The organism is Streptomyces roseofulvus (genome assembly GCF_039534915.1).
GTDB classification, from domain to species: Bacteria; Actinomycetota; Actinomycetes; order Streptomycetales; family Streptomycetaceae; genus Streptomyces; species Streptomyces roseofulvus.
On sequence record NZ_BAAAWE010000001.1, the window covers coordinates 222,327 to 246,449 of the forward strand.

Genomic DNA, 24,123 nt, shown 5'->3' on the forward strand with positions numbered 1-24,123 from the left:
CTCAGACACCGGACGTCAGGGCGGCGGCGGGGCAGGAGCCACGCGGACGAGTGAGGGTGTGCGTGGCCTGGAAACGGCTGATCCCCGCACGGGGAGCCAGGGGATCAGCATGGGACGGTGGTGACGGTGCGTCTCTACCAGTCGGCGGCACTCGGCCGCCGGGCAGCGCGGTGGTGGTGTGGGGCCGGCCCCAGACGGCCCCAAAAGTGCCGAGAAGGGCCGGAAGGGCCCGGAAGGGTCCCGAAGAGCGCCGGTGGCACCAACTCCCCGCCCGCTCAGCCCTGTTCATCCCGTTTCCTCCCTCCGTCCCGATCCGTGGAACGGTCGGCGGAGAGCCTTGACCCCGCCGACGGGCACCTGATTCCCTCACACCCATGCATCCCCGGCGCCCGCTGTTCACGCGCCGACGTCACGTCGATCTCGTACGGACGTCGGGCGCGCTCTGTCGCCTTCCGCGCTGACCCCCGCGGCCCCGCCCGCACGTGCCCGGCCGCGGTCCCACCGGCCCGCCGTGTCCGCACGGCCGGAGCCGCCCGCGCGCACCGCTCTCCCCCGCACCACCGCTCCCCGCCCTTCCCTGCCGTCCTGAGGTTCGAGGCCCCGGCCGGCGTGTTCGGGGCGAGGGGGCTCCCCGCCGTGCGCGCGGCCAACTCCCGGCTCGCCCCCACGTGCGAGCCCCGCCGCCCGGAAGGACCCCGTCATGCCCGCCCCCCTGTCCGTCCCGAACACACTCCCCCGCGCCCGGCGCCGGCCGCCGACCGCCGCGCTGCTCTCCGTCCTCGCGCTCGCCGCCGGAACCCTCGCCGCCGGAACCCTCCCCGCGGGCGCCGTCCCCGCCGGAGCCGTTCCCGCAGGCGCGGCCCCGATCGCGGCCGCCGCCTCCGTACCTGTACCGCCGCACAACCCGTACGCGGGCCCCGACGGCACGGCCACCATGCACGGGGACACCGGCTCCTCCGACACCACCCCGCTGGCCGGGCCCGGTGCGGGCGCCCTGTCCTCGAAGCGGACTGCCCTCGCCTCGGCCTGCCCCACCGTCCTGGTCGGCTCCGACGGCCTCCCGGTGGTGCTGTGCACGCCGATCTTCGGCCAGGTGCCGACCGTGCACCTCCTGGACCCGGCGACCGGGGCGTCCCTCACCTCGCTCGAACTGACCAAGGGCTCGCTCCTCGGCGGCGTCTACGCCTACCTCGACCACGAGGACCGGCTGGTCGTCGTGGACGGCAGCCGCAGCCTCCTCCGCGTCGGCCACCGCAGGGACGCCTCCGGCGACTGGCGCCTCTCGGTCGACCGGCGGCTCTCGCTGGCCGAGGCCGTCCCCGACGGCGACGCGGTGACCGGCCTGTCGCCGGACTGGCGGGGCCGCGTCTGGTTCGCCACGGGCGCCGGCACGGTCGGCCTCGCCGACGACCGCACCGGGCAGGTCTCTTCGCTGCGGCTGCCCGCCGGGGAGCGGGTCGCCAACAGCATCTCCACCGCTCCCGAGGGCACCGCCGTGACCAGCACCCACGCCACCTACCTGCTGACCGCGGGCGACGACGGCGTGCCCCGGACCGTCTGGCGGCAGGCGTACGACCGGGGGCGGGCCCGCAAGCCGGGCCTGCTGAGCTGGGGCAGCGGTTCCACCCCGACGTTCCTCGGCCCGTCCTCCGGGACCGAGTGGGTCGCGATCGTCGACAACGCCGACACGACCGTCCGCCTGAAGGTGTACCGCACGGCCGACGGGACGGAGGTCTGCTCCTCGCCCGTGCTGGTGGCCTCCGGCGGCCCCGGCAGCGAGAACTCCCCCGTCGGCGCCGGCACCAGCGTCTACGTCGCCGGCACCTACGGCTACCCGTATCCGGCGCTCCCGGACGGAGCGGGCCCCTCCGAACCGTCGTCGGCGGACTTCGCCGGCGGCCTGACCCGGGTCGACATCCGCCCGGACGGCAGCGGCTGCGCGATCGTCTGGGACAACGCCCTGCGCTCGGCGGCGGTCCCGAAGCTGTCCACCGCCACGCACACCCTCCACACCGTGGTGCGCGACCCCGTCATCCCCGGCACGAAGGGCACGAGCCTCCTCGACCCGTACCGCTACGTGCAGGTCGACCCGGCCACCGGGCGGGTCGTCCGCTCCCACCAGGTCGGCATCGGGTCGCTGTACGACACGCTCCAGATGGCCGGAACCGTCGCCCCCGACGGCTCCTACCTCCAGGGAACCGTGACGGGGGTCCTGCGGATCACCGCGGACTGACCTCTGAGGGGACGCAGGTGCCGCAGGCCGGGCGCGAAGTCCACGACGTGTCCGTGAGGCCCGGGCCGCGCGGCCCGCCCACGTCGCGGATCCGCCGCTCAGGAAAGCGCTCGGCGGAGCGCGTGCTTGTCGGGCTTGCCGATGCCGCTGAGCGGGATGGCCTTCAGGACGTGGAAGGTGTGGGGGACATGGAGGGCGCTCTTGCGGGCTTCGACGAAGCGGCGCAGGTCGTCGATGTCGGCGCTGTGGCCGCGGGCCGGCACGATGGCAGCGTGGACGTGCTCGAACCTGTCGTCGCGACGCATGCCGAAGACGGCGCACTGGGCGACGGCGGGGTGGGCCGTCAGCACCTCCTCGATCTCGCTGGGGTAGACCCGGGTGCCGTCGACGGTGATCGTGTCGTGGCCTCGGTCGGCGAGGAAGAGATATCCGTCGTCGTCGAGGTAGCCGATGTCGCCGGTGCGCACCCAGCCGTCGAGCAGCACGCGGGCGGTCAGTTCGGGCTGCTTCCAGTAGCCGTTCATGGCGCTGTGGGCGCGGGCGTGGATCTCGCCTTCGCTGCCGCGCGGGAGGACGCTGCCGTCCCGGTCGACGACGCGGAGTTCGACGCCGGGCATGGCGCGGCCGACGGTGATCTGTCCGTGCCGGCCGACGCGGTCGTGTTCGTCGGGGCCCACCTCGGTGAGCCCGAGCGTCTCGTTCTGTCCGTACCAGCTGTGCAGCACCTTGCCGAAGACGCTTTCGGTCTGCCGCAGCCTGGACGTCGACGCGGGGCTGCCGCCATAGGTGACCTGCTGGACGCTGGAGGTGTCGGTGGCGGGCAGCGCGGGATCGTCGAGGAGCCGGTGCAGCAGGGGTGGCTGGAGGAACAGCCGGGTGATCCGCTCGCGTTCGATCGCCGCGAGGGCCTCGCCGGGATCGAAGGCCGGCTGCAGGACGACGGATCCGCCCTGGAGGAGCGCCACGTCCGCCCAGAGGCCCGCGATGTGCGTGAGCGGCGTGCAAGCCAGATAGCGGGGCGGGGCGCCTCCGGCGGAGCAGAGGTGGTCCAGGGTACGGCGGTACGGGCCGTGCTTCATCTGCAGGCTCTTCGGCAGCCCGGTCGTGGTGCCGCCCGTGTGCCGGATGCACCAGTCGTCGTCGGCGCCGACGGGCACGGCGACGGGCGCAGACGGCTGCCCGGCCGCCGCCGTCCAGATGTCGTCGGCGTCCGGGTGCGGGCCCAGCGTCGCCACCATCGGCGCGTGGAGGAACGGTTTCAGCAGGTCCAGGTCCGCGTACCGGGTGGGGTCGGCCAGCAGCATCTCGGTGTCGGCGACGTCCATCAGGTGCGCCAGAGCGTCCGCGTTCAGCCCGTCGTACAGGGGCGTCACGCGCGCCCCGGCCAGGTTGGCCGCGTAGCGCGCGACGAGCGCCTGAGGGGTGTTGCCGGTGAGCAGGGAGACGGTCTGTCCGGGACGGACGCCGCGCGTGATCAGCTCGCGGGCGAGCCGGTGGATGCTGTCGCGCAGCTCGCCCGCGGTGATCTGCCGGCGATCAGGGCAGATGATCACGGGAAGGGCAGGACGGCGTTCCAGGGTGCGGAGGATGGCGTCCGTGTAGGTGACGAAGCCGGGGTCAGCGGGCTCGGGCGGCGCGGCCGTCTCGGCCTTGAGGTCGGACATCTGTGTCCCTTGGTAGGTGGCCGAAGCAGGTGGTGTCGGGCTGGTGGTCGTGGGGCGCTGGGCAGCCGTCACGGGACCAGGGCCGCCGGCCTGGCGAGGTGTTCGAGGGGGGTGAGGTACGGCAGGTCGTCGAGGGGTTGATCGGTGAAGAAGCGATCCAGCAACTGGGACATCTCCAACGGCCGTTCGAGATGGCAGAGGTGGTCGGCGCCCCGGATCAGGGTGAAGACGCTTCCGGCGATGGTCGCGGCGACCTCGCGGCCGAGGTCGGGGTGGGTGAGACTGTCGTGTTCACCCGTGAAGACAAGCGCCGGGACGTCCCGGACGCCCCCGGGCCGTAGCCCCTGCCAGTCGATGACACGGTAGGTCGAGGCGAGATGCCGGGGGATGTCGTCCCTTGTGACCGATCCCATCGTGCGGCCGAGGACGCGGGTGACGACCGCGCGCTTGTGGACGTCCCGCTCGGCGGGGGACAACAGGGCCGCGATGCTCATACGGGCGTAGACGCCGGCGTCGCCCGACTCCAGGGCGTCGGCCATGGTCCGCAGCGCGGCGCGCTGGTCCGGCGGGTAGACGGGAGCGGCGCCCACCAGGGCCAGGCGGGCGACGCGCTCAGGATGCCTCTGGGCCAGGCCGTAGGCGATCGGCATGGCGTAGGAGGCCCCGAAGACGTTCACCCGTCCCAGGCCCAGCCGGTCCAGCAGGTCGGCCAGCGCGCCGGTGAGGAAGTCGAAGTCGTACGAGGCGGGCAGCACATCGGCCCCGCCCGATCCCGGCAGGTCCACGCTGATGACGGTCGCGGACGCCGCCCAGCGTGCTTCGAGCCGCTGATAGGCGTACATGTCCTGGAAGGCGCCGCCGAGCACGACGACGGGATCGGTGGTGGGAGCGACGTTCTCGACGATCCGGCACCGGTAGTCGAAGCCGTCGAAGGTGAGGTGACGGATCCTCTCAATGTTCATGCCCGGTCAACAGTGACGTGCGGGCATAGGTCACGCGAGAGGTGATCACCTGACCGGTCCCGTCACGCGCAGCCTGTCGGGGCCCTTTGGGGTGGTGGCTGGCCGGTCGGTCCGGATCGGGCCGTCGGCGCCGGGCCGTCAGGGCCGTCCTTCGGCTGTCGCCAGAGGCGCTGAGGCCGCGGCTCGCCGGCCGGGCAGCAGTGCTGCCGCGATGACGGCGCAGAGGGTGAGGGCGGCCGTCAGGCCGAAGGCGTGGGCGAAGGCCGTGGCGGTGTGGCCACCGCGCTGGAGCAGGACGGCGAGGGCGGCGATGCCGAAGGAGCCGCCGAGTTGCTGGAGGATGCGCGTCATGGTGCTGGCGTCCGCGACCTGGGAGTCGCCCAATCCCTGGTAGGCACCGACGGTGAGGGCGAGGTTGACGGCGCTCGTACCGAGGCCCCGGAAGAACAGGGCGACAGCGATGACCGCGCCCTCACCCACGGTGCCCGCGAAGGGCCACGTCGCGACCGCGCTCACCAGCAGACCGGTCACCACGACCGGACGGGGCCCCATCCTGTCGGTGAGCACGCCCGCCACCCGCGCCGCCAGCGCGCCGATGCCCTGGGGCACGAGAAGCAGCCCGGTGGCGACGACGCCCTTGTCGAGCACGAGCAGGCAGTACAGGGGCAGCAGGAACATCCCGCCGTACATGGTCGAACCACCCACGAACATCAGCACCGACGTCGCGGCGAAGGAGCGCAGCCGAAACAGACGCATGTCGATGAGGGGCGCGCTGCTCCTCAGGCTCCGTCCGACGAACGCGGCGACCAGGACGGCCCCCGCCGCCATCGGCAGCAGCACCCGCCCTCCTCCTGCCCGGTCCTGACCGCCGCACTGCGAGAGCCCGTACACGAGCGCGGTCAGGCCCGGACAGACCAGCACCAGGCCCACCACGTCGAGGCGGGAAGCCCGCTGCCGGGGATCCCGGGGCACACCTCGCCAGGCGAGGAACAGCGCCGGCACGCAGACGGGCAGGTTGACGAAGAAGATCCAGCGCCAGTCGAGATGCCCGAGCAGCAGCCCGCCGAACACCGGCCCCAGGACCGGGCCGAGCAGCGCCGGCAACGAGACGACCGCGACGAGCCGCCCGACCTGTCGGCCACCGCTGGCCCGGATGACGATGGTCTGCAGGACGGGCATCATCAGTCCTCCACCGGCCCCCTGCAGACTTCGGAACACCACCAGCGACCCGACGCTCCAGGCGCAGGCGCACAGCAACGATCCGACGGTGAACAGGACCAGCGCGCCCAGCCAGACCCGCCGCGTCCCGAACCGCTCGCCGGCCCAGCCGCTCACCGGCATGACCATCGCGAACGCCAGCAGGTAGGCGGTACTGACCCATTGCACGGTCGTCGTCGGGGCACCGAGGTCGTCGGCGAGGGCGTCGACCGCGACGGAGACGATCGTGCTGTCGAGCAGCGGAGCGAAGGCCCCCACAGCGAGAACGCCGCACAGCCTGAGCAGGGCGGGATCAAGGCGTTCTTCGGGCATGTGGCCCCCACGGTCGACACGGATTCCCTCCAGCCCTCGGGATCGGAAAGCCGCAGAGAGGGAAGGCCGGGCGCCCACCGATGCCGTGGAAAGGATGCGCCCCGACAACGATCAGAAGACCGTTGCCGTCACGGTGGTTGCGGAACGAGGCACCGACCTTCCGGTCGCGGACCGGGACCAGGGTGCAGTCCACGATCCACAACCGTTCGGTGTCCGCCACCGGCCGCGGAGCCCGCTCGCGGGCCGGCAACCGGCGCAGCCTCCGGATGACCCGGCAGACCGTGGCGGGCGAGATGCCGAACAGCGGAGCGAGCTGCCGCACGGCGAGGTTCGCGCAGCAGCCTTTAGGCGGCGGGCGCCTTGGTGGCCAGGCCGCGCTCGTGGCGGTCGATGCCCTCGCGAACGGCCTTGACGAAGTTGTGCCAGTAGTGCGCCGGCTCGACGCCGTCGCCGGCGGTGCGCCGCCGGTCGGGGGCGCCGTCGTGGTCGGAGAACATGGCCTTGCGCAGCGCGGTGGAGATCTCCAGCTGGGCGCCCCCGCCGGTGCGGGTGCGGTTGACGATGTTCGCCGGGTCGTCGCCGTTGAGCGGGGAGCCGGGCGCGGCGATCGTGACGACCACCTTTCGCAGCGGGTCGCTCGTGGTGTTGAGGCCGAACGCGTGGAAGGCCGCCGCGAGGTTGTGCATCAGGCGCTGGTCCCGGCCGCCGATGAAGATCTGCTTGTCCGAGATCTTCGACTCGTCGCTCAGCGGTTCCGGGCTGAAGCCGTGCAGGGAGACCGCGTACAGGTTGCGGCCGCAGACGGCGAGCGCCGCCGGGTCGTCGCAGTGGGTGGAGGTGACGTGCAGCGCCCCCGACGAGCTGAGTCCCTCGAACATCCAGTAGTCGCGCTGGACCGTGCCCGCCTCCTTGCGCTGCTCGTCGTCGAGGAGCGCGGCCTCGTCCTCGGCGAGGAGCTTGTAGCCGGCGATGGCGAGGCACAGTTCGCTCGTGCCCAGTTCGATGCCGCCGCCGTGCGGGGCGATGACCGCCGTGCTGCGCGGGATCTGGCTGCCGTATCTCAGGTTGTCCTGGAGCAGTGCCTCGGGGTGTGTGCGGAAGCGGCGCATCCAATGGGTGCCCTCGACGTAGGTCGGGTCGGAGTAGAGCGCGGCGTTCGTGGCGAACTCGGTGGTTGTGGTGGTGGCTTCGGCGGCGGCCGCCGTGCTGCCGTTTCCGGCGAGGTCGTTGAGGAGGGGAAGGGTAGTGGCAGCGGCTGCCATGGACGTCAGAAGGGTGCGTCGGCTAGTGAAAGACATGGACAGATGATTTCTGACGACCGGGGGCGGGTCGCGGGCGGGGTCCCGCGTACGGCGGCACCGGCCCCCTCGTGAGCCGCGGCGTCGCCTCAGGCGCCGGGACCCCGGCGTGCGGCGAGCGCCCGCACTGGCCAGCGCGACGCCTGCCCGCCTGACCGCCCCGGATTCCCCAAGCCGCCGCCGGCCGCCGCGGCACTCTCCGCCACCCACCGGCCTACGCCGACCACGACAGCAACTTCGGCAGTGGCGCCAGCGCCGTGAACGACTGGAACTTCACCACCGCCGACGTCTGCCTCCAGGAACTCGCCGTCGTCCCGGCCCTGAGCGACAGGACCGGCAACCCCAGAACAACTGCTCCAACGGCAGCGTCATCGACCGCGCCGCCAGCGCCCTCCCGCTCGGTCGCTGACCGGTAGCACCTCGCCCGAGGTTCCCTCCTCGCCACGTCCGACCGGCGGTGCAGCGGCGGCCTCGTCCAGCCCTGTTCCTCACCACACTCCTGCCCGGACCCGGTGCCGGCACCGCGCGCTCCGCGCCGTGCCGGCACCCGGGCGCTCGTCAGCCAGTGCGAACGGGCCCGGGGCTTTCGGCGCCTACAGGGCGTGCAGCAGGAACTGGGTGGTGGTGTAACTGGCGCTGCCGGAGCAGGTGTGGTTCTGCTGGGTGGCCGTGTAGGTGAAGCCGGACGGTACGGAGCAGGCCCACATGCCCGTCACGGGCTTGTTCAGCAGGAACTGGCTGGTCGTGTAGCTCCCGCCGGCGGAGCACGTATAGCTGCTCATGACCCCGGTGTGGGTGTAGCCGGGCATGGTGGTGCAGGCCCAGAGGCCGTCGGCGGGCGGCTGGACGTAGAACTCGGTGGTCCGGTAGCTGCTGCCTCCCGAGCAGGTGTAGGAGCTGCGGGAGGATGTGTACGTGTAGCCGGACGGGACGGAGCAGGCCCAGAAGCCTGAAGTGGCCCCGGCAGTCACGGTTTCGGCGGTCGGGACGGCGACGGCCGGGGCGGTCGCCGTGGTGAAGGCCGTGGTGACGGCGAGGGCGGCCGTCGCCGTGGCGGCGAGCAGCGTGCGGGGCACACGGAAGGTCGTACGCGGCATGGCGGGCACTCCTGGTCGGTTCGTTCTTCAGGCGAGAGCGGCAGACGGAAGCCGATTCGGGGGCTGGCCCGTGCCCCGCTGGGTGCGGGGCGCGCCGGAACACTGTCAGGGGCACCGGCCCCCGGCAAGGCCCCTGCCACGCGGCCCGTTGTCTTCCGGCCGCCCCCGGTACCCCGGCCTGCCTGCGGGCAGACCGGGGTGCACCGCCCTATCAGGGCGTCCGCCATGGGTGGAATGGCGCGGTCCGCCCCGTTCGAACCGTGAGCGACACCCGGCCGCCTCATGTGTCCGCCCCTGGGGCGCGGGCCCTCGACCTGCCGCCGCCGGTAGCGTCTCTGGTCCCTCTGCGGCTGACGGCCGGGAAGCAGGTGCAGCCCCTCACCTGACGGGAGGCCAGGGCTCCGCCATGATCGATGGGGTCGGTGCGGCGGGGGATGCCGTCGGTGCCCCCGTAGACGAGAGTGCTACCGCGGCCGCCGGTCTCATGGGGGGGGAGGGTTGGCGGCGTAGGTGCAGGTGTGCGGCCTCTTCCGAACTGACGGGTGGTTCAGCAGGGACGTGGGCGCGAAGCCCCTCGACCCTCCTCGGTCGGCACCCCCCGTGTACGGAAGCCGGTCTTCCGAAGGCGTCGTCCGCACCGGCGTCGACGGTGCCAGGCTCTTCTCCTGCGCGACAGCCCGCCCCCGTCGGACTAGAGCGGCCCCGGAGCCAGGGCCGCGTGCCACCATGACTCCCGAGCGTTTCGCGGCAGACCCAGGGGAGGGAACGTGGGCAGCACCACGTCCGCTGAATGGTCCGGCTGGCGCAGCCGGATCGTCGAGGTACCGGGCGCAGGGGAGGGAAAGCCGGTCCTCTTGGAGTTCCGCGCGGGCTTCACCACGAGGTCAGCCTGTCGACCGTGCGCAAGGGTCACTCTCGTCGTCAGCGGGCCCATGACACGCTCGTCACCATCGGCCGGACCGGGCCGTCGCACATCGTCCTGCCGGCCGACTGCGACGCCCTCGCCATATGGCGGATCACGGTGGGCAACGAGGGCGCCAGTGGCCTGGGCCGGTGGAAGGTGCGCATCGTGGACAGCGACGCGCTGCCTCAGCTTCCGACCAGAACAGTCCGGGGAAAGGGAACTCGGACCTTCGGCTATTTCAGCCCCAAGCCGTACTTCGAATACGCCCCGGTCGTGCACTACGACTTCATCGACTCCCCCGGCACCATCATCTACACACCGGCGAACGGCGGGAAGCAGCTGATCCGTTTCACCTCCGCTGCCACCCAGAAGGGCACCCTCCGTCTTCCGCACCACGGATACGTCACCCTGTCCGAACACGGCAAGTGGCAAATCTCGGTGACCTGACCCCACCGATTGAACGCTCTCCCTACCGATCAGAGGGCGAGGTCAAGGTGCCGACGGCTCTGACGACGTCGGTGATCCAGGTGCTGCTGCACCAGAGCTTCGAAGGGCCCGCCAGCTCTACAGGACCGCCTGACACGTTCGCCGACGCTGTGGATCTCGGCACGGTCCCGGCCGAGGATGACGGCGTCGTCGCCCGGTATCGGCACGTCGGCTCGGTTGTGGGGCATGAGCCAGACGTGGCCGTCCTCGCGGCGCAGGCGCTTGACGGTGGCTTCGCCGTCGAGCATCACGGCGACGATGTCGCCGTGCACTGCCACAACCAGCCGGGCAACAAGTGCCTGGCACAGGCCACGATGTGACCATGTCTGAGTCCCACGACGAGCAGGCGGCCTCCGATCGGCTGCTCTCTCTCGTACGTGCCCTTGTCACCACGCACGCGCCGTGGAAACCGCTGTGCATCGGGGCGGTCATCACCGGGGACGACCACATGCGTCTCTACTTCCGTTCCCCCGAGCGCGACCGCACCTACGGGGTGGACGTGCTGACCAGCCGTACGGGTCCGGGCCTGCTCGGAGCCCTGGTCTCTCCAGCCTTCCTGGCGAACGAGCACCTGCGCCAGCCTTCCGACGACCCGCACTGCGACACGGTCGTCGACCTCACCGACCACTGACCACTGACGGACGGGATCGACCAGCGGGACTCGGGTTGACCGAACACGAGGAGAAGAACAGCGCCGCGACCGCCTCTAACGAGTCCTTCTCCCAAGCGCACATGGTCCGGCGGAGTAATGCTCAAGTCCTCTGGATCGGCCTCGGGTTGGCACGCGAAGGGCGTACCTTCCCCCGAATGATCCTGTGATGGTCATTGAGTAGGCCGACGTCCGTTGCGTCGGTCGGGAAGGCACGCCCGTGCTCACGGTAGTCAACGATGACGGAACGACGCCGTACGGCTCCCTGATTGATGAGATCGTCCGCGAGGGCGCGAAGCGGATGCCGGCCGCTGTCCTGGAAGCAGAAGTCAACTTCTACATGGCCGAGTTGGCCGATCAGCGAGACGATTGCGGCCGGCGCCTGGTCGTGCGCAACGGCTTCCACCAGCCGCGGGAGGTGACGACCGCGGCCGGGGCGGTCGAGGTGAAGGCACCCCGGGTCAACGACAAGCGCGTCGACGAGGCCACCGGCGAACGCAAGCGGTTCTCCTCGGCGATCCTGCCGCCCTGGGCCCGTAAATCCCCGAAGATCAGTGAGGTGCTGCCACTGCTCTACTTGCACGGCCTGTCGTCCGGTGACTTCGTGCCCGCGCTGGAGCAGTTCCTCGGTTCCTCCGCCGGCCTGTCGCCCGCGACGATCACGAGGCTGACCGCACAGTGGCAGGCCGACCACAAGGCGTTTGGACTGCGATCTGTCCGCCACGGACTACGTCTACGTCTGGGCCGATGGTATTCACTTGCGCATACGCCTGGAAGAGGTGAAGGCCGCTGTGCTGGTCATGGTCGGCGTGCGGGCCGACGGCACCAAAGAACTGATCGCGATGACCGACGGCTACCGCGAGTCGTCCGAGGCATGGGCGGGACTACTGCGGGACTGTGCCCGCCGGGGCATGCGGGCCCCCGTCCTGGCCGTCGGCGACGGGGCGCTCGGCTTCTGGAACGCGTTCAACGAGGTGTTCCCCGAGACCCGCCACCAGCGGTGCTGGGTGCACAAGACGGCCAACGTCCTCGACGCGCTGCCGAAGTCGGCCCAGCCCGCGGCCAAGCGTGCGATCCAGGAGATCTGCAACGCCGAGGACAAGGAGCGTGCGGCCAAGGCCGTCGCCGCGTTCACCAAGCACTACGGGGCGAAACACCCCAAGGTCGTCAAGCGGATCACCGACGACGAGGAAGAACTGTTGGCGTTCTTCGCAGCCGGGCCGCCGCCCTGGCCATGGTCTTCAAGCTCATCGAGTCAGCCCAGCAACGCTGGCGGGCCGTGAACGCACCCCACCTCGTCGCACTGGTCCGGGCCGGCGCCCGCTTCGAGCGGGGCGTCCTGGTCGAGCCATCCGAGGCCCGCGCGGCATGAACACCACCGCCTGCCGCCGTTCGGAAAATCAGTGGCAGGCCCGGCCTGCCCGTGGTGAAGATCGCGGCATGCCCAACTTCCTGGAGACCGACCGGCTCGTCCTGCGCGCGTTCACGGCGGCCGACATCGACCACCTGCTCGCCCTGGACAACGACCCCGAGGTCATGCGCTTCATCAACGGTGGCCGCCCCACAAGTCGGGAGTCGATCAAGACGCGGACCCTGCCGCGGCTCCTGCACGACTACCCGTGCTGGGAGACCCGCGGTTACTGGGCCGCGCAGGAGAGGATCACCGGCACGTTCCTGGGCTGGTTCGAATTCCGGCCGTTGGAGGAACACAGCCCCGCCGTGGTCGAACTCGGTTACCGGTTGAACCAGGTGGCGTGGGGGCGTGGCTATGCCACCGAGGGGTCCCGGGCTCTGGTCCACAAGGGGTTCGCGGAACTGGGTGTCGAGCGGGTCACCGCTAACACCATGGTCGTCAATGCCCGCTCCCGTCGCGTCATGGAGAAATCGGGCCTGTCCTTCGTCCGGAACTTCACCGGGGACTGGCCGGAGGCGATCGAGGGCTCCGAGCACGGTGAAGTCGAGTACGAACTCACCCGGACCGAGTGGGAGCAGCCTTGATAGACATCAACGGCCCAATCCACAACTCTTGACAATTACTCGTTCCGGCGAACCCATGCGAGGTTCTGCCTGGACAGCGCGGGTTCAAAACAAATCAGCGGGCTGCCCGGCGGGACATAGCCTGCGGGCTGTGACGGTGAGATACGTGTTGGACGGCAGTCAGGTCAAGACGCTGGAGGACTTCTGGCGGGTCGTCGGCGAGAGCATCGGATGCGGCAGCTACTTCGGCCGGAACCTCGATGCCTTCGCTGACTGCCTCCGCGGCGGCTTCGGGACTCCAGACGACGGCGACTTCATGATCGAGTGGCGCGACCACGAAGTCTCGCGCCAGAACCTTGGACACCACGAGGCTGCCCGTCAGATCGAGATGTGGCTCGCCCGCTGTCACCCGACGCACAAGGACCACATGGCCGCCAGGCTGGCGGAAGCTCGTGCCGGACGTGGCCCGACCGCCTTCGACTGGCTGGTCGGGATCATTGAAGAAGAACTGCCGGGCGGCCTGCTCCTTCGTTAGGCAGGCTGACGGGTCTCGGAACCGCAGACGGCCCTCGTCGACGGGGTCGGCGAGACAGATCAGGGTGGCCTGTGGGTCCATGCCGAAGGCGGCGGCGACGAGCTTGGGGTCCCTCGTGTGCACCATCGCGACAAGGCGGGTGCTGCGGATCATCCGGGACGGGAAGCCGCAGTCGTCAAGGACGTGGGAGAGGTATGCGGTGGAGGCCGGGTTTCGCCCGGCCTTTGTTCCCTTGCTGACCACGACGTGTGGGGTGTCGGTCCGCCATGCCTGGCGATGGTCCCAGCGTTGCAGCACCGTCCACGAGGCGGGATCGAGCGGGACAGGGTGGGGCCGCCTGCCGAGCCGGACCGTTTGGGCCTGCTGGTCCACCACGTCGTTGACCCGCAGCATTGCGGGCCTCAGAGGGGTGGAGGCGCCATGCAGCACAGCGAGCTTCCCTACGACTACCTCGTGGGGATGGAACTCCGCGTGTTGCTTGAGGCCTCGCAGAGCCCTGCTGACCTCGGCCGCGCACGACGAACGGGACCAACGGACCCAGGAAGCCACGGACAACACCCTGGCGACCCGGATTTTTCCACTTCACCCGGCGCATCTTCGCCGCCTACGGGTCCACCCCCAGCAAGGGACGCCACCACCGGTCCACACCGATCAATGATCGCTTCATCGGGACATCGGCTGCGAGCCAGTGCTTGCCGAGTCCTCTCCTGCGATGCCGAGGTGCTACGCCTGCAGGCTACTGATCGACTACGCACGGCGATCGCTACGTCGGTGGCGGTGCCGTGCTCTCCATCGGGCGAACAGCTGACCAGGGGTGGCGGCGGGTGGTGTCCGTTCCGCCGGCTGTCGTTCCTGCGGGGTGAGGGCGACGTGGGGCATGAGGTAACGGTTGCCGTCCGTCTCCAGCACGCACAGGGGGATGTCGTCCCGGTCGTAAGGATGATCGATCATGACGAGCATCCGCCTGGACGGGACGGTGGGCAGTTCCCCTTCCAGGACTGTGACCTCGTGGCGCGGGGTGCGGGCCACAGCAACCGTCTTTCCGTCGACCCAGACTTCGGCACGCTGACGCCTCAGGTCATGCACAACAGTGATCGAGTGACCGTCCTGATCCAAGTGGTAGCGGTGGTGGCCTGCCATGCCAGCCTCCTCGGACGTCCCTGCCACCAGCCTAGAACGTCGAACCTTGCCACCGGACCGACCGATGGCACCTCTGACACCACCTCGGCGAAGCCGCCGAGAAGTGCGCCTGCTGGCACCGTGCCTGCCTGCCGGCGGCCTGCACCTGAGTACCGGAGGAGTCAAGCCAGGCTCCGGAGTCGCCCGTGTCCTCGCCGTGGCCAACGGGCCACCGGTTCGCCGAACGCACGCGCGCCAAGCACGCCACCGTGCATGCCCTACTGGCCGCCGGTCACAGCAAGCGGTCCATCGCCCGGCAGCTCGGCATGGGCCTCAACACTGTCCGCAGCTCAAGGCGGCGCTGCCCTGCTGTCCCGAACTGGACGCACTCGCCGAGCATGTGCGCTCACTCGCCCCCATGCTGACCCAGGTGCAAGGCCACCCACTGCCGGCGTGGATCGAAGCGGCAACCGCCGCCGATCTGCCCAGCCTCCAGCGCTTCGCCCGGTCCCCGGAGCGCACCCTCGACGCCGTCACTGCCGGACTCTCGCAGCCGTGAAACACCGGAGCCATCAAACGCCATGTAAACCTGATCAAGATGCTCAAACGCCAGCTGCTCGGCCGCGCCGGCTTCGAACTCCTCCGCAAGCGCGTCCTGCTAGTCGAGGGCACTCGCCATGATCCCGTCGCCCGCCCACCGCCGCGCGCCGACCGCAAGCAACACGCCGGCGCTCCCCCGCTTCATCCTCACCCGGCTGCAGAGGCAGCTGGACGACGACACGATGCGAGCAGCCGCGTCCGTCCTGCTGGCCACCTCTCCGCTGCTGGACGGCGCCCCGGGCCGCTGTTTCGAGGACAACCAGGAGGCCCGGGTCGTGGGCGGCGACGAGGAGTGCCGCCCCGGGGGCCAGGTCGCCCAAGCGGGGCCAGGCCGCCCAAGCGCTCGACCGGGAAGCGGCCGACCGGCTCTGGGAGGACGCCGGGGCCGCACTCCGTCGCTTGACCTGACACCGACGGACACGCGGAGCCATGACGGGGAACGAACGGACGGGCACGAACCCCTTACCTAGCGAACGCGCATATCCCGCGCTTGCATTAGCCAGCGTGCGCAAGTATTGTCTTTACATGCAAGGCGCGCTTGCATCCAGATGTGGGTGCTCGCACGGGGCCTCCCGGCCCCTCCCCCCACCTATCGCTAAGGCACTTCCCATGTCGCTCAAGAACATCCTTCCCGGCCGTCTCGGCTTCGGCACCGCCCCGCTCGGCAACATGTTCCGCGCGATCCCCGACGACGAGGCCCGCGCCACCGTCGAGGCCGCCTGGGACCACGGCATCCGCTTCTACGACACTGCCCCCTTCTACGGCGCCGGCCTCGCCGAGGAGCGGCTCGGCGACGTTCTCGCCGACAAGCCTCGCGACGCGTACGTCCTGTCCACCAAGGTCGGCCGGGTCGTCCTCGACGAGCACGAGACCGACGTCCCGGACTTCGGCGAGAAGGGCGGCCTGTTCGAGCACGGCAACCCGAACAAGATCCTCCACGAGTGGACCGCCGAGGCCACCGAGCGCTCCATCGAGGGCAGCCTCAAGCGGCTCGGCACCGACCGGCTGGACATCGTCTGGGTGCACGACATCGCCCAGGACTTCCACGGCGACGCCTGGCTCGGGAAGTTCGAGGAGGCCCGCACCGGCGCCTTCCGCGTCCTGTCCCGCCTCCGCGACGAGGGCGTCATCAAGGCGTGGGGCCTCGGCGTCAACAAGACCGAGCCCATCGAGCTGACCCTAGCCCTCGACGAGCCGCAGCCCGACGGCTTCCTCCTCGCCGGCCGCTACACCCTCCTCGACCACGAGCACGCCCTCACCCGCCTGCTCCCCATGGCCCAGGAGCAGAACGTCGACATGGTCGTCGGCGGCCCCTACAGCTCCGGCATCCTCGCCGGCGGCACCCACTTCGAGTACCAGCAGGCCCCCGCCGAGATCATCGAGCGCGTCGGCAGGCTCAAGGCCCTGGCCAAGCGGCACGGCATCTCCGTCAAGGCCGCCGCCCTGCAGTTCTCCCTCGCCCACCCCGCCTCCGCCGCCGTCATCCCCGGCGCCACCCGGCCCAGCCGGATCGCCGAGGACACCGCCGCTCTGAACGAGACGATCCCGGCCGCGTTCTGGAGCGATCTGCGCGCCGCCGGACTGGTCAGCCCGTCCGCCCCGCTCCCGCACAACGCCTGACTTTCCCCCCGCCCCCAGCATCAGGAGCACCACCATGGCTTCCACCTCCGTCTCCCGGGTCGTCCCCGCCTCTCCCCAGCAGGTCTGGGACCTGATCGGCGGCTTCGACGCCCTCCCGGACTGGCTTCCGTACATCCCCGAGAGCACCGCTCTCGAAGGCGGCCGGGTCCGCCGTCTGGCCAACCCCGACGGCGACGTCATCATCGAGCGCCTGGTCGACTTCGACGAGGCGGAGCGCCACTACAGCTACGCCATCCTGGAGGCACCGTTCCCCGTCGACGGGTACGTCTCCACCCTCCGCGTCCACACGGTCCCCGGCCGCGACGATGTCGCCGAGGTCCAGTGGTCCGGCCGATTCAACCCCAAGGGCGCCACCGAGCAGGAAGTCATCGACCTGTTCACCGGCATCTACGCCGACGGCCTCGACGCCCTGCACAAGACCCTCGCCGCCTGACCCGGACGGCCCCTCCGCTCGGCCCGGACACGCCCCCGCGTGCCACCACAGCGCCACCACGCGCCTGGTCAGCCGGCTGGAGGAGCGCGGCCTGCTGGCCCGGTACCTCTGCCCGACGGACCGCCGCGGCATCTACACCGACGTCACGGCCGTCGGTCTCGCGCTCCTGACGGAGGCCCGGCCGACGCACGACGCGGTTCGTCAGACACTCGTGCGCCATGTCCCAGCCCCGCGCGACCGGTGCAGCGCGCCACGACTCGGTGTCGGGCAGGTCGGAGACGTACGGGGGTCCCCGGCCGATCCCGCCACTCGTCGGCGCTCGCCGCCGGTCCAGATGCCGCTGCTATCGCCACTACCGCGGCCGCCCCGTACCGCCTTGATGCGCTGGGGCGTTCGGTAGCGGTGACCTGAAGGACCGTTCCCGCGGGACGAAAGCGACGAGCCGGCACATTCACGAGGGCACCGCACCGGCGAGCCGGGGCGCAGCTCCGCCGGCTGCTGCGACTGGGGCCCGGTGGGGGTCGGCGCGTGGTCGCCGGTGTGACCGCCGGTTCCCGTCGCCGAACAGTCGGCCGCCACGATGTGCGGCAACTGGGTACGCGGGCAGGGTGCTTGAGTACATGCGCTCATGGCGGGAGTTAGCAGCAGGCCCAAGGATGGGCACACCCCCGACACGAGGAGACCGCGATGTCCGCCATCCACCCGACCGCCAGCCCGGCACAGGACGCACGTCCGGCTTCCCGGCGTCGACTGCCGGCCGTTCTCGCGTTCTGCGTCGCCGCGGCGCTCGCGGTGTCCGCGTGGGGTGCCGAGGACCCGGCCACCTGGCTGCTGGAGACGGTGTGGGTGATGGTGGGTCTGCCGCTGGCGATCCTGCTGCGTCGGCGGTTTCCGCTGAGCGGCCTGCTGTGCGGTCTGCTGGCCGCGCACGCGCTCGTCCTGATCGTGGGCGGGCACTACACGTACGCGGAGGTCCCGGCCGGTGACTGGGTGCGCGACTGGCTCGGCCTGGAGCGCAACCCCTACGACCGCTTCGGCCACCTCATGCAGGGCTTCGTCCCGGCCGTCCTCGTCCGCGAACTCCTGGTCCGTACGTCACCGCTGCGAGGCAGCCGCTGGCTCGCCCCGCTCGCCGTCTGCGCCTGCCTGGCTTTCAGCGCCGTGTTCGAGATGCTGGAGTGGATGGCGGCTGTCATCGGCGGAGAAGCCGCCGACGCGTTCCTGGGCACTCAGGGCGACGTGTGGGACACCCAGTGGGACATGTTCTGCGCGCTGATCGGCGCCCTGTGCTCCCTGATGCTCCTCAGCCGCCTGCACGACCGCAGCCTCAGCCGTCTGGCACCTTCTTTCGGGGGCTGAACCGGGCTCGTGAGGCCGTGGAGCGCTGCGCGGATGCGGGGAAGCGCTGACGTCGCGGTGGAACAGCGGCCGCAGTGGGGGTGTTGCGGGCGCCGTGGGGGGGGTGCTGCGGGCGCCGATGGTTCTGGAGGCGTAACGCCCCAGGCAGGCAGTAAGCGCAGCCGCACGCGCATCAGGTTCCCCTGGCAGCAGGCCGTTCATCCGGGGAAACAGGGGTCTGGTCTGTCAGGTTCAAGGCACTCGCTCACCTTGGTGAGTCCTGCTTGCCACCTCCCCAAGGACAGGGCTCCCGCTGCCCGCGGGGACCGGTCCCGATGCCGGCCGGCCAAGCCGGGACCGGATCGCGGCCAGGCGGGCCCGTCTCATGCTTCGGGCAGCTGAGTCACGTTCCCGGGCCCTTGGCTCTCCGGGCCGGGCAGGGCGGGTCAGGGGTGGCCGGGACGGGGATACGGGCAGGGTTCCGTGTCGAGGGTGGTCTCGGCGCGGGCGGCGAGCGGCGCGATGGCATGTTCCGGCGTGAGCCCGGTACGCGCCGCTGCCTGCTGGAGCAGGGCGGCCCGTACGGGGAGGGCAGGCTCAGCCGGACCGCCACGGCCAGGCGCTCCTGCTCGGTCTGCTCGCGCGGTGCGCGGCGGCGGCCGCGAGACGCCCCTCGCCGTGCTGCCCACGCTCACGCTCCCGCAGGGGGCCGTCTCGTCGTCGGCCGGCCCGTACACCGCCCGGCCGGTCGTCTCCAGCAGGGTACGAACCCGCCGCGCTTCGGCGTGCTTGGCCGCCCACGTGTCGGCCAAGCGCTGTGTGTCGATCTCTCCGCGCCGGGCAGCCCGGTGTCGTTCGCGCCGGATGCCGCGGCGGGCGTCGGCGGGCGGTCAGGGGCCAGATCACTCCCGCCGGGCCACAGGTCGACCGTCAGCGGGCCCAGGCTGCCGCCTTTCCAGGTGGTTCCCGAGGACGAGCGGATCAAGGAACTCCTGTGCCGATCATCGTGGGGAAGTAGGGCGTGATGTCGTCAGTGACATCCTGGCGCCGCCTGTCCGGCTGAGCGCAACCTGCTGCCGGGCGGGCAGCGGCGGCCGTCCGGCTCGTGGACCACGTTTGTTTCACGGTCCGAAGGGGGCCGCGCAACAACACCACGGCGACGCAGGCTGGGTGACGTGCCGAGAGGTCGGGCACCAAGGCATCACTCGTCGCCGCGCTTCGCGCCGGCTCTACGGAGGTCGGATCATCATGCAGACCAAGCTTCGCGGATGGGGCGCACGCCTGACCGGCTCCGCCCTGACAGCGGCCGTTCTCATCGTCGCCCAGAACGGCCCCTCCACGGCCCTGCCCGCCCGTGACGCTGTCACGGCGACGGTGCAGGCGACGTCGGCCACCGCCGCCCCCGCCACGGCCTTCGGTTTCGGAAGTATCAGCACCCGCCGCCTCAAGAGCGTGGCCACCGGGCAGTGCGTGGACGACAGCACCATCGGACTCCGTCACTGGACGTGCCAGGACCGGTATGGCAAGTACGCCGACTTCCAGAAGTTCGATCTGATCCAGTACATCGGGGACACCTACTCCATCAAGAACCGCGCCACCGGGCTGTGCATGGACGACAGCAGCGCCGGCCTCCGACACTTCGTCTGCCACAACCCGTCCGGCGAGTACGCCGACTTCCAGCGATGGACCCGCTGGAAGAACAGCGACGGCACGTACCGCTTCAAGAACTGGGCCACCGGAAAGTGCCTGGACGACAGTCACGGGGGGAACCTGCGCACCTGGCCCTGCCACTTCCCCGACGGCGACTTCGGACACTTCCAGAAGTTCCGCCTCGACTCGTACTAGGAGTTGGCCGGCGAGCCGGCGTCCCGCGGCGGCTACGAGTGTCCGAGGGGGCTCTCCCAGCGCGGCATGGGAAGCAGGACGGCACGCCAGAGCCGGTGCCGCTGGTGACCTGAGTCAGCGATTCATCGTCTGGCCGGGCATGAGCCGTCCAGGTGCGAAGCCTCCGCCGTTGCCGGGTCACTGACGTCCAGCGGGTGGTGCTGGAGCACTGGGTGTGTCGCCGAACGACGGCTCCGGTTATGGCTCCGGTTCGGGCTCAGCGGTTACGGATCGTGCTGGAGTGCGCCGAGAGCACTCGATCAGGGAGGTGTTCCGTCGGCGGCTGGGGGCACTCCGGGCACGGTCCGCACCGAACGCCCCCGCCTGCCCTGCCGCCTTCTGCCGCTGCCGCCTGCCAGTCCAGTCAGCCTGTCAGCGGGACGGATGCCTGCCGTGGTAGCGCTGGGCGAGCCGGGCGATCGTCGGCGAGGAGATCGGGCGGCGTGCGGCACGGCTGTCGCCGGTGCCGGCAGCGCGGGGGCTGCCGCGCCGGGCGCCGGGCGCCGGGCTCCGGGCGTCGGGCGTCGGGCGTCGGGCGTGCGGATGGTGGTGGTCGTGGACCGCCGGATGGCAGGTGTAGGTAACCCCCGGGTCGGTCGGGGGGTGTACGCGATGGCGGGGGGTGCCGGCGGACAGCCAGAGTTGGCTACATGATCAACACGCGTAAGTTCCTGCTGACCACGCTGCTCGTCCCTCTCGGCGCCACGCTGGTCGTCGCCCCCACCTCTTCCGCCGCCACCCCGTCCGCTCCCGCCACCTCGTCGGTGGCCGCCGACGCCCTCGCGTTCCACTCGCCAGAGGCGGCTCTCGACCGGGTCGCGCACCCGCTGCGCACCACCGAACCCCGGGGTGGCGTGGCCGATCTGCGCCCGTTCGGCGCGATGGTGGGCGACGCGAGGGTGGTCGGCGTGGGCGAGGCCACCCACAGCTCGCACGAGTTCGTCACCGTCAAGCACCGGCTCTTCCGCTATCTGGTGGAGGAGAAAGGTTTTCGCACCTTCGCCTTCGAAGCCGCGTGGAGCAGCGGGGTGCGGATCGACGCCTATCTCACCCGCGGTGAGGGGGACCTGAAGCAGATCATGGACGAGGAGTTCCAGGGCACCTACCGGTGGTGGAACAACGCGGAGAACCGCGACCTGCTCCAGTGGATGCGCGCCTACAACGTCAAGCACCCCGGCGACCCGGTTCGTTTCGTCGGCGACGACAACGGCTTCGCCGGCCCCGGGCTGTACGACAAGGTGAGCACCTTCGCGGCCGCCTCCAGCCCGGACTCGCCGCACAGATCGCCGAGCTGTACCGAGGACTACGACCCGCCACCGGCGCCGAGGCCTACGTCAACGACTACTTCTCGAAGCCGCTCGCCGAGCGCAAGGAGCTCGCCGCACGGACCGGGCGGGCGGTGGACCTGCTCATGCAGCACCCGGGTGCCGATGCCGACGCCCACGCCTGGGCCCTCCAGCACGCCACCGCGATCCACCAGATGACCACCTTGTACGCCTTCGACTGGGACAACCCGCAGGACATCCCGGCCGCCATGGCCTACCGAGACCGCGTGATGGCGGACAACGTCGCCTGGTGGCAGCAGCGCACCGGCGGCAAGATCATGCTCTCCGCCCACAACACCCACGTCGCCCTCAAGACCTACGCCCCTGCCAGCCACCCCCACGTCCAGGGCGAGTTCCTGCGGGAGCGACTGGGCGCCGGCTATCTGAGTGTCGGCCTCACCTTCAACCAGGGCTCGTTCAACGCCTTCAACCACGACGGCGTTCCGGAGCGGTTCACCGCCCTCCCCGCCGCCCCGGGCACCGCCGAGCACACCCTCGACAAGGTCCGCTACCGCGACTTCGTCGTCGACCTGCGCAACGCTCCCACCGTGGCCCGCACGTGGCTCGCCGAACCCCACACGATCAAGAACATCGGCGCCACCTACCCGGGCATCGCCGACGCTCCCCGTATCCGCCTCGCCCAGACCCACGATGTCCTCATGCACCTCGAGCAGGTCGAGGCCGCCCACATGCTCAACTGACACCGGGCGGCTGGACGGCCCCGCCGGAACGTCCGCGACCGGGCGGCGCGAGGCGTGCCTCCCCTCGGACCGGTTCCACCCCGCCGGCGAAGCCTGCCGCCCCCAGCTGGTCCAAGCGCCATGCCGCTGCGCGGCAAGGCCGACACACGGTCGGCGCTCGGGCGGGTGGCGGCGCGGGCTGACCGGCGGCATTCGTCGCGGGAGCGCGTTCCGGGCGAGGAGGGCATACTCGCCGCGGCAGACGAATCTGCCGGGCGGGTGGGCAAGTTCATGTCGTCGACAACCACGCAGGTCTCCGCCGTGCAGGTGCTGATCCGTGTCGAGGCGCGGCATCCGGCGCGGCCCCTGACGTTGCTGCATCAGGTGATGGCTGTGATGGACGCCTGGCGGGGAGACAACTGGTGGGCGGCCTGGTGGGCGCCGTGGCGGACCGTGCGGCGGCCGTACAGCAGTGTGGGGTGGCGCCCTGGATCGCGGGAACCTCCCCGGCCTGGACGAACGAAGCCTCGCCGAGCTCTCCGCCCCAAGCCCCGCCCCTCAGGCTCCGGCACGGGCACGGGTACTGTCTCCGGTGCCGGTGCCGGTGCCGGTGCCGGAGCCAGTGCCCGTGCCAGGCCCGCAGCCACCCCGACCCTGACCAGCGGACGCCAGATCGGCAGATGACCGTTCCTGCCCTGTCCCCCGCCCCGCCGGCCTGCCCGCCTCGGGCAGCAGCTGCCTGTGCTCCACCAGCAGCGCCTGGTTGCCAACGGCCGGCTCCGGCGGATGCTGGCCCCGCACACCGCCAGTCCGTCCATCTGCGGCGCGTTCGGCGTGACGGCGGGATCGTCCCCGCGCGCTGGGAGCAGGCGCGGCTACCCGCGCTGGGTACGCAGCCCGACCTCGCCCCGCCCCATGCTCACATCAACGGCTGGGGCACGGCTGGCCGTCACATGGCCGGCACGACACCTTCGCGCCGGGCGTCCTCAGGCCTGGAAAGAATGACCCGGCGGGCCGGCACTTCGATCTCCGTGACGATGACGGCGATCTCCTCTCCAGCGTCGAAGTCTTCCACCGGACTCACCGCGGGCCGACCGTAGACCTCTTGGGAAGGAATCAGTCCGAGGATCCCGTCGCCGAGGTCGACGAGGACGCCGAGGGGAACCGTCTTCTCCACCGTCCCGCGGATCTCCCGGCCCACCGACGTGCGGTCGGCGAAGGTCTGCAGGGGGTCGGGCTCCAGCGGCTTCAACGAGAGCCGCGCCTCCAGGTTGTAGGTGTCGAACTGGAGGAACTCACACGTGACGCGCTGCCCCACCTGACGACATCGGTGGGAGCGTCGATGTGACGCCAGGACAGTTCGGGGATGACGATGAACCCGACACCAGACAGGGTCGGATGGGCAGGTCCGTCGTCCAGGGCCACGAAGACCTCGAACCGCTCGATCGCCGCGACGGTGCCGGACAGGATGTCGCCGCCGTGCAGGGACTCGAGGAACGCCCAGAGTTCCGGGCTCTCAGACTGCCAGTCCATACCGCCCACCTGGCACACGACCACATGGTCGACCCTGCCTTCGACGAGCTGCCGTGGCGCAGCCCCGCCATGCTTCCATGGCGGGGACCATATCGGCCCGAACAAGACCTCAAGCCTGCATCACCGCCGCCTCCGCCGAAGACCCGGCCCTGACAGCCCGTCTGCGCTGACTGTGGCTGAGAACGGCGGAAACTCTCTGCCGTCTGGCCGGAAAGCCGAGTCGCCTACGTCAACC

20 protein-coding genes and 4 pseudogenes are annotated in these 24,123 nt (G+C 70.8%); 14 read left to right on the forward strand and 10 right to left on the reverse strand.

Annotated features, from left to right (window positions below; genetic code table 11):
- The first annotated feature begins 374 nt into the window (after positions 1–374).
- Both ABFY03_RS37840 and ABFY03_RS01115 read left to right on the forward strand, forming a co-directional pair.
- Positions 375–461, forward strand: coding sequence for a putative leader peptide (locus ABFY03_RS37840; protein WP_350813881.1), 87 nt, complete (start codon positions 375–377; stop codon positions 459–461).
- Between the two features lie 239 nt (positions 462–700).
- On the forward strand, positions 701–2,233 hold the full coding sequence (locus ABFY03_RS01115; RefSeq protein ID WP_346168842.1) for a hypothetical protein: 1,533 nt from the start codon (positions 701–703) through the stop codon (positions 2,231–2,233).
- 98 nt (positions 2,234–2,331) lie between these two features.
- Here ABFY03_RS01115 and ABFY03_RS01120 read toward each other — a convergent pair whose 3' ends face one another.
- From ABFY03_RS01120 to ABFY03_RS01145, 6 genes and pseudogenes are all read right to left on the reverse strand, one after another.
- Positions 2,332–3,897, reverse strand: a complete 1,566-nt coding sequence (locus ABFY03_RS01120) for an AMP-binding protein (RefSeq protein WP_346168843.1) — start codon at positions 3,895–3,897, stop codon at positions 2,332–2,334.
- A 68-nt stretch (positions 3,898–3,965) separates the two neighbouring features.
- A complete protein-coding gene (locus ABFY03_RS01125; protein WP_346168844.1) occupies positions 3,966–4,859 on the reverse strand; it encodes an alpha/beta fold hydrolase in 894 nt (297 codons plus the stop codon).
- Positions 4,860–4,997: 138 nt separating this feature from the next.
- Positions 4,998–6,389: a DHA2 family efflux MFS transporter permease subunit gene (locus ABFY03_RS01130; protein ID WP_346168845.1), complete on the reverse strand. Its 1,392-nt coding sequence runs from the start codon at positions 6,387–6,389 to the stop codon at positions 4,998–5,000.
- 82 nt (positions 6,390–6,471) lie between these two features.
- Positions 6,472–6,720: pseudogene (locus ABFY03_RS01135) on the reverse strand (helix-turn-helix domain-containing protein); the annotation flags it as partial.
- A gap of 13 nt (positions 6,721–6,733) precedes the next feature.
- Complete coding sequence (locus ABFY03_RS01140; RefSeq protein ID WP_346168846.1) at positions 6,734–7,651, reverse strand: poly-gamma-glutamate hydrolase family protein; 918 nt, start codon at positions 7,649–7,651, stop codon at positions 6,734–6,736.
- A gap of 629 nt (positions 7,652–8,280) precedes the next feature.
- Complete coding sequence (locus tag ABFY03_RS01145; RefSeq protein WP_346168847.1) at positions 8,281–8,784, reverse strand: hypothetical protein; 504 nt, start codon at positions 8,782–8,784, stop codon at positions 8,281–8,283.
- A gap of 898 nt (positions 8,785–9,682) precedes the next feature.
- Here ABFY03_RS01145 and ABFY03_RS01150 point away from each other — a divergent pair.
- The gene (locus ABFY03_RS01150) at positions 9,683–10,135 is read left to right on the forward strand and encodes a hypothetical protein (RefSeq protein ID WP_346168848.1); all 453 of its coding nucleotides are present in this window, start codon (positions 9,683–9,685) and stop codon (positions 10,133–10,135) included.
- A 29-nt stretch (positions 10,136–10,164) separates the two neighbouring features.
- On the opposite strand, the gene ABFY03_RS37845 is transcribed toward ABFY03_RS01150, so the two are convergent.
- The gene (locus ABFY03_RS37845) at positions 10,165–10,422 is read right to left on the reverse strand and encodes a LexA family protein (protein ID WP_386723755.1); all 258 of its coding nucleotides are present in this window, start codon (positions 10,420–10,422) and stop codon (positions 10,165–10,167) included.
- A 74-nt stretch (positions 10,423–10,496) separates the two neighbouring features.
- Here ABFY03_RS37845 and ABFY03_RS01160 point away from each other — a divergent pair, with 74 nt between their 5' ends.
- From ABFY03_RS01160 to ABFY03_RS01175, 4 genes and pseudogenes are all read left to right on the forward strand, one after another.
- Positions 10,497–10,805, forward strand: a complete 309-nt coding sequence (locus tag ABFY03_RS01160; RefSeq protein WP_346168849.1) for a hypothetical protein — start codon at positions 10,497–10,499, stop codon at positions 10,803–10,805.
- A gap of 238 nt (positions 10,806–11,043) precedes the next feature.
- Positions 11,044–12,195: pseudogene (locus tag ABFY03_RS01165) on the forward strand (IS256 family transposase).
- A gap of 68 nt (positions 12,196–12,263) precedes the next feature.
- Positions 12,264–12,821, forward strand: a complete 558-nt coding sequence (locus ABFY03_RS01170) for a GNAT family N-acetyltransferase (RefSeq protein ID WP_346172180.1) — start codon at positions 12,264–12,266, stop codon at positions 12,819–12,821.
- A gap of 130 nt (positions 12,822–12,951) precedes the next feature.
- Entirely contained in the window at positions 12,952–13,335 is a 384-nt protein-coding gene (locus tag ABFY03_RS01175; protein ID WP_319007478.1) for a barstar family protein, read from the forward strand.
- Positions 13,336–14,082: 747 nt separating this feature from the next.
- Here the strand turns inward: ABFY03_RS01175 and ABFY03_RS01180 are convergent.
- Positions 14,083–14,475 (reverse strand): hypothetical protein, encoded by a 393-nt coding sequence (locus ABFY03_RS01180; RefSeq protein ID WP_346168850.1) that lies wholly within the window; start codon positions 14,473–14,475, stop codon positions 14,083–14,085.
- Positions 14,476–14,872: 397 nt separating this feature from the next.
- Here ABFY03_RS01180 and ABFY03_RS01185 point away from each other — a divergent pair, with 397 nt between their 5' ends.
- The 7 genes and pseudogenes from ABFY03_RS01185 (at position 14,873) to ABFY03_RS01215 (ending at position 22,376) form a co-directional block, all read left to right on the forward strand.
- Entirely contained in the window at positions 14,873–15,013 is a 141-nt protein-coding gene (locus ABFY03_RS01185; RefSeq protein ID WP_346168851.1) for a hypothetical protein, read from the forward strand.
- A 650-nt stretch (positions 15,014–15,663) separates the two neighbouring features.
- A complete protein-coding gene (locus ABFY03_RS01190) occupies positions 15,664–16,674 on the forward strand; it encodes an aldo/keto reductase (RefSeq protein WP_346168852.1) in 1,011 nt (336 codons plus the stop codon).
- A 34-nt stretch (positions 16,675–16,708) separates the two neighbouring features.
- Positions 16,709–17,128: an SRPBCC family protein gene (locus ABFY03_RS01195; protein ID WP_319007482.1), complete on the forward strand. Its 420-nt coding sequence runs from the start codon at positions 16,709–16,711 to the stop codon at positions 17,126–17,128.
- 49 nt (positions 17,129–17,177) lie between these two features.
- A pseudogene (locus ABFY03_RS37850) lies at positions 17,178–17,528 on the forward strand (MarR family winged helix-turn-helix transcriptional regulator); the annotation flags it as partial.
- A gap of 287 nt (positions 17,529–17,815) precedes the next feature.
- Positions 17,816–18,487, forward strand: coding sequence for a DUF2238 domain-containing protein (locus ABFY03_RS01205; protein ID WP_346168853.1), 672 nt, complete (start codon positions 17,816–17,818; stop codon positions 18,485–18,487).
- A 1,227-nt stretch (positions 18,488–19,714) separates the two neighbouring features.
- Positions 19,715–20,311 (forward strand): RICIN domain-containing protein, encoded by a 597-nt coding sequence (locus tag ABFY03_RS01210; RefSeq protein ID WP_346168854.1) that lies wholly within the window; start codon positions 19,715–19,717, stop codon positions 20,309–20,311.
- A 920-nt stretch (positions 20,312–21,231) separates the two neighbouring features.
- Positions 21,232–22,376, forward strand: a pseudogene (locus tag ABFY03_RS01215) (erythromycin esterase family protein).
- Positions 22,377–23,304: 928 nt separating this feature from the next.
- Here the strand turns inward: ABFY03_RS01215 and ABFY03_RS01220 are convergent.
- Both ABFY03_RS01220 and ABFY03_RS01225 read right to left on the reverse strand, forming a co-directional pair.
- Positions 23,305–23,607, reverse strand: coding sequence for a S1 RNA-binding domain-containing protein (locus ABFY03_RS01220; protein ID WP_346168855.1), 303 nt, complete (start codon positions 23,605–23,607; stop codon positions 23,305–23,307).
- On the reverse strand, positions 23,604–23,888 hold the full coding sequence (locus ABFY03_RS01225; protein WP_346168856.1) for a S1 RNA-binding domain-containing protein: 285 nt from the start codon (positions 23,886–23,888) through the stop codon (positions 23,604–23,606). The genes ABFY03_RS01220 and ABFY03_RS01225 overlap by 4 nt, the downstream gene beginning before the upstream one ends.
- Between the last annotated feature and the right edge of the window lie 235 nt (positions 23,889–24,123).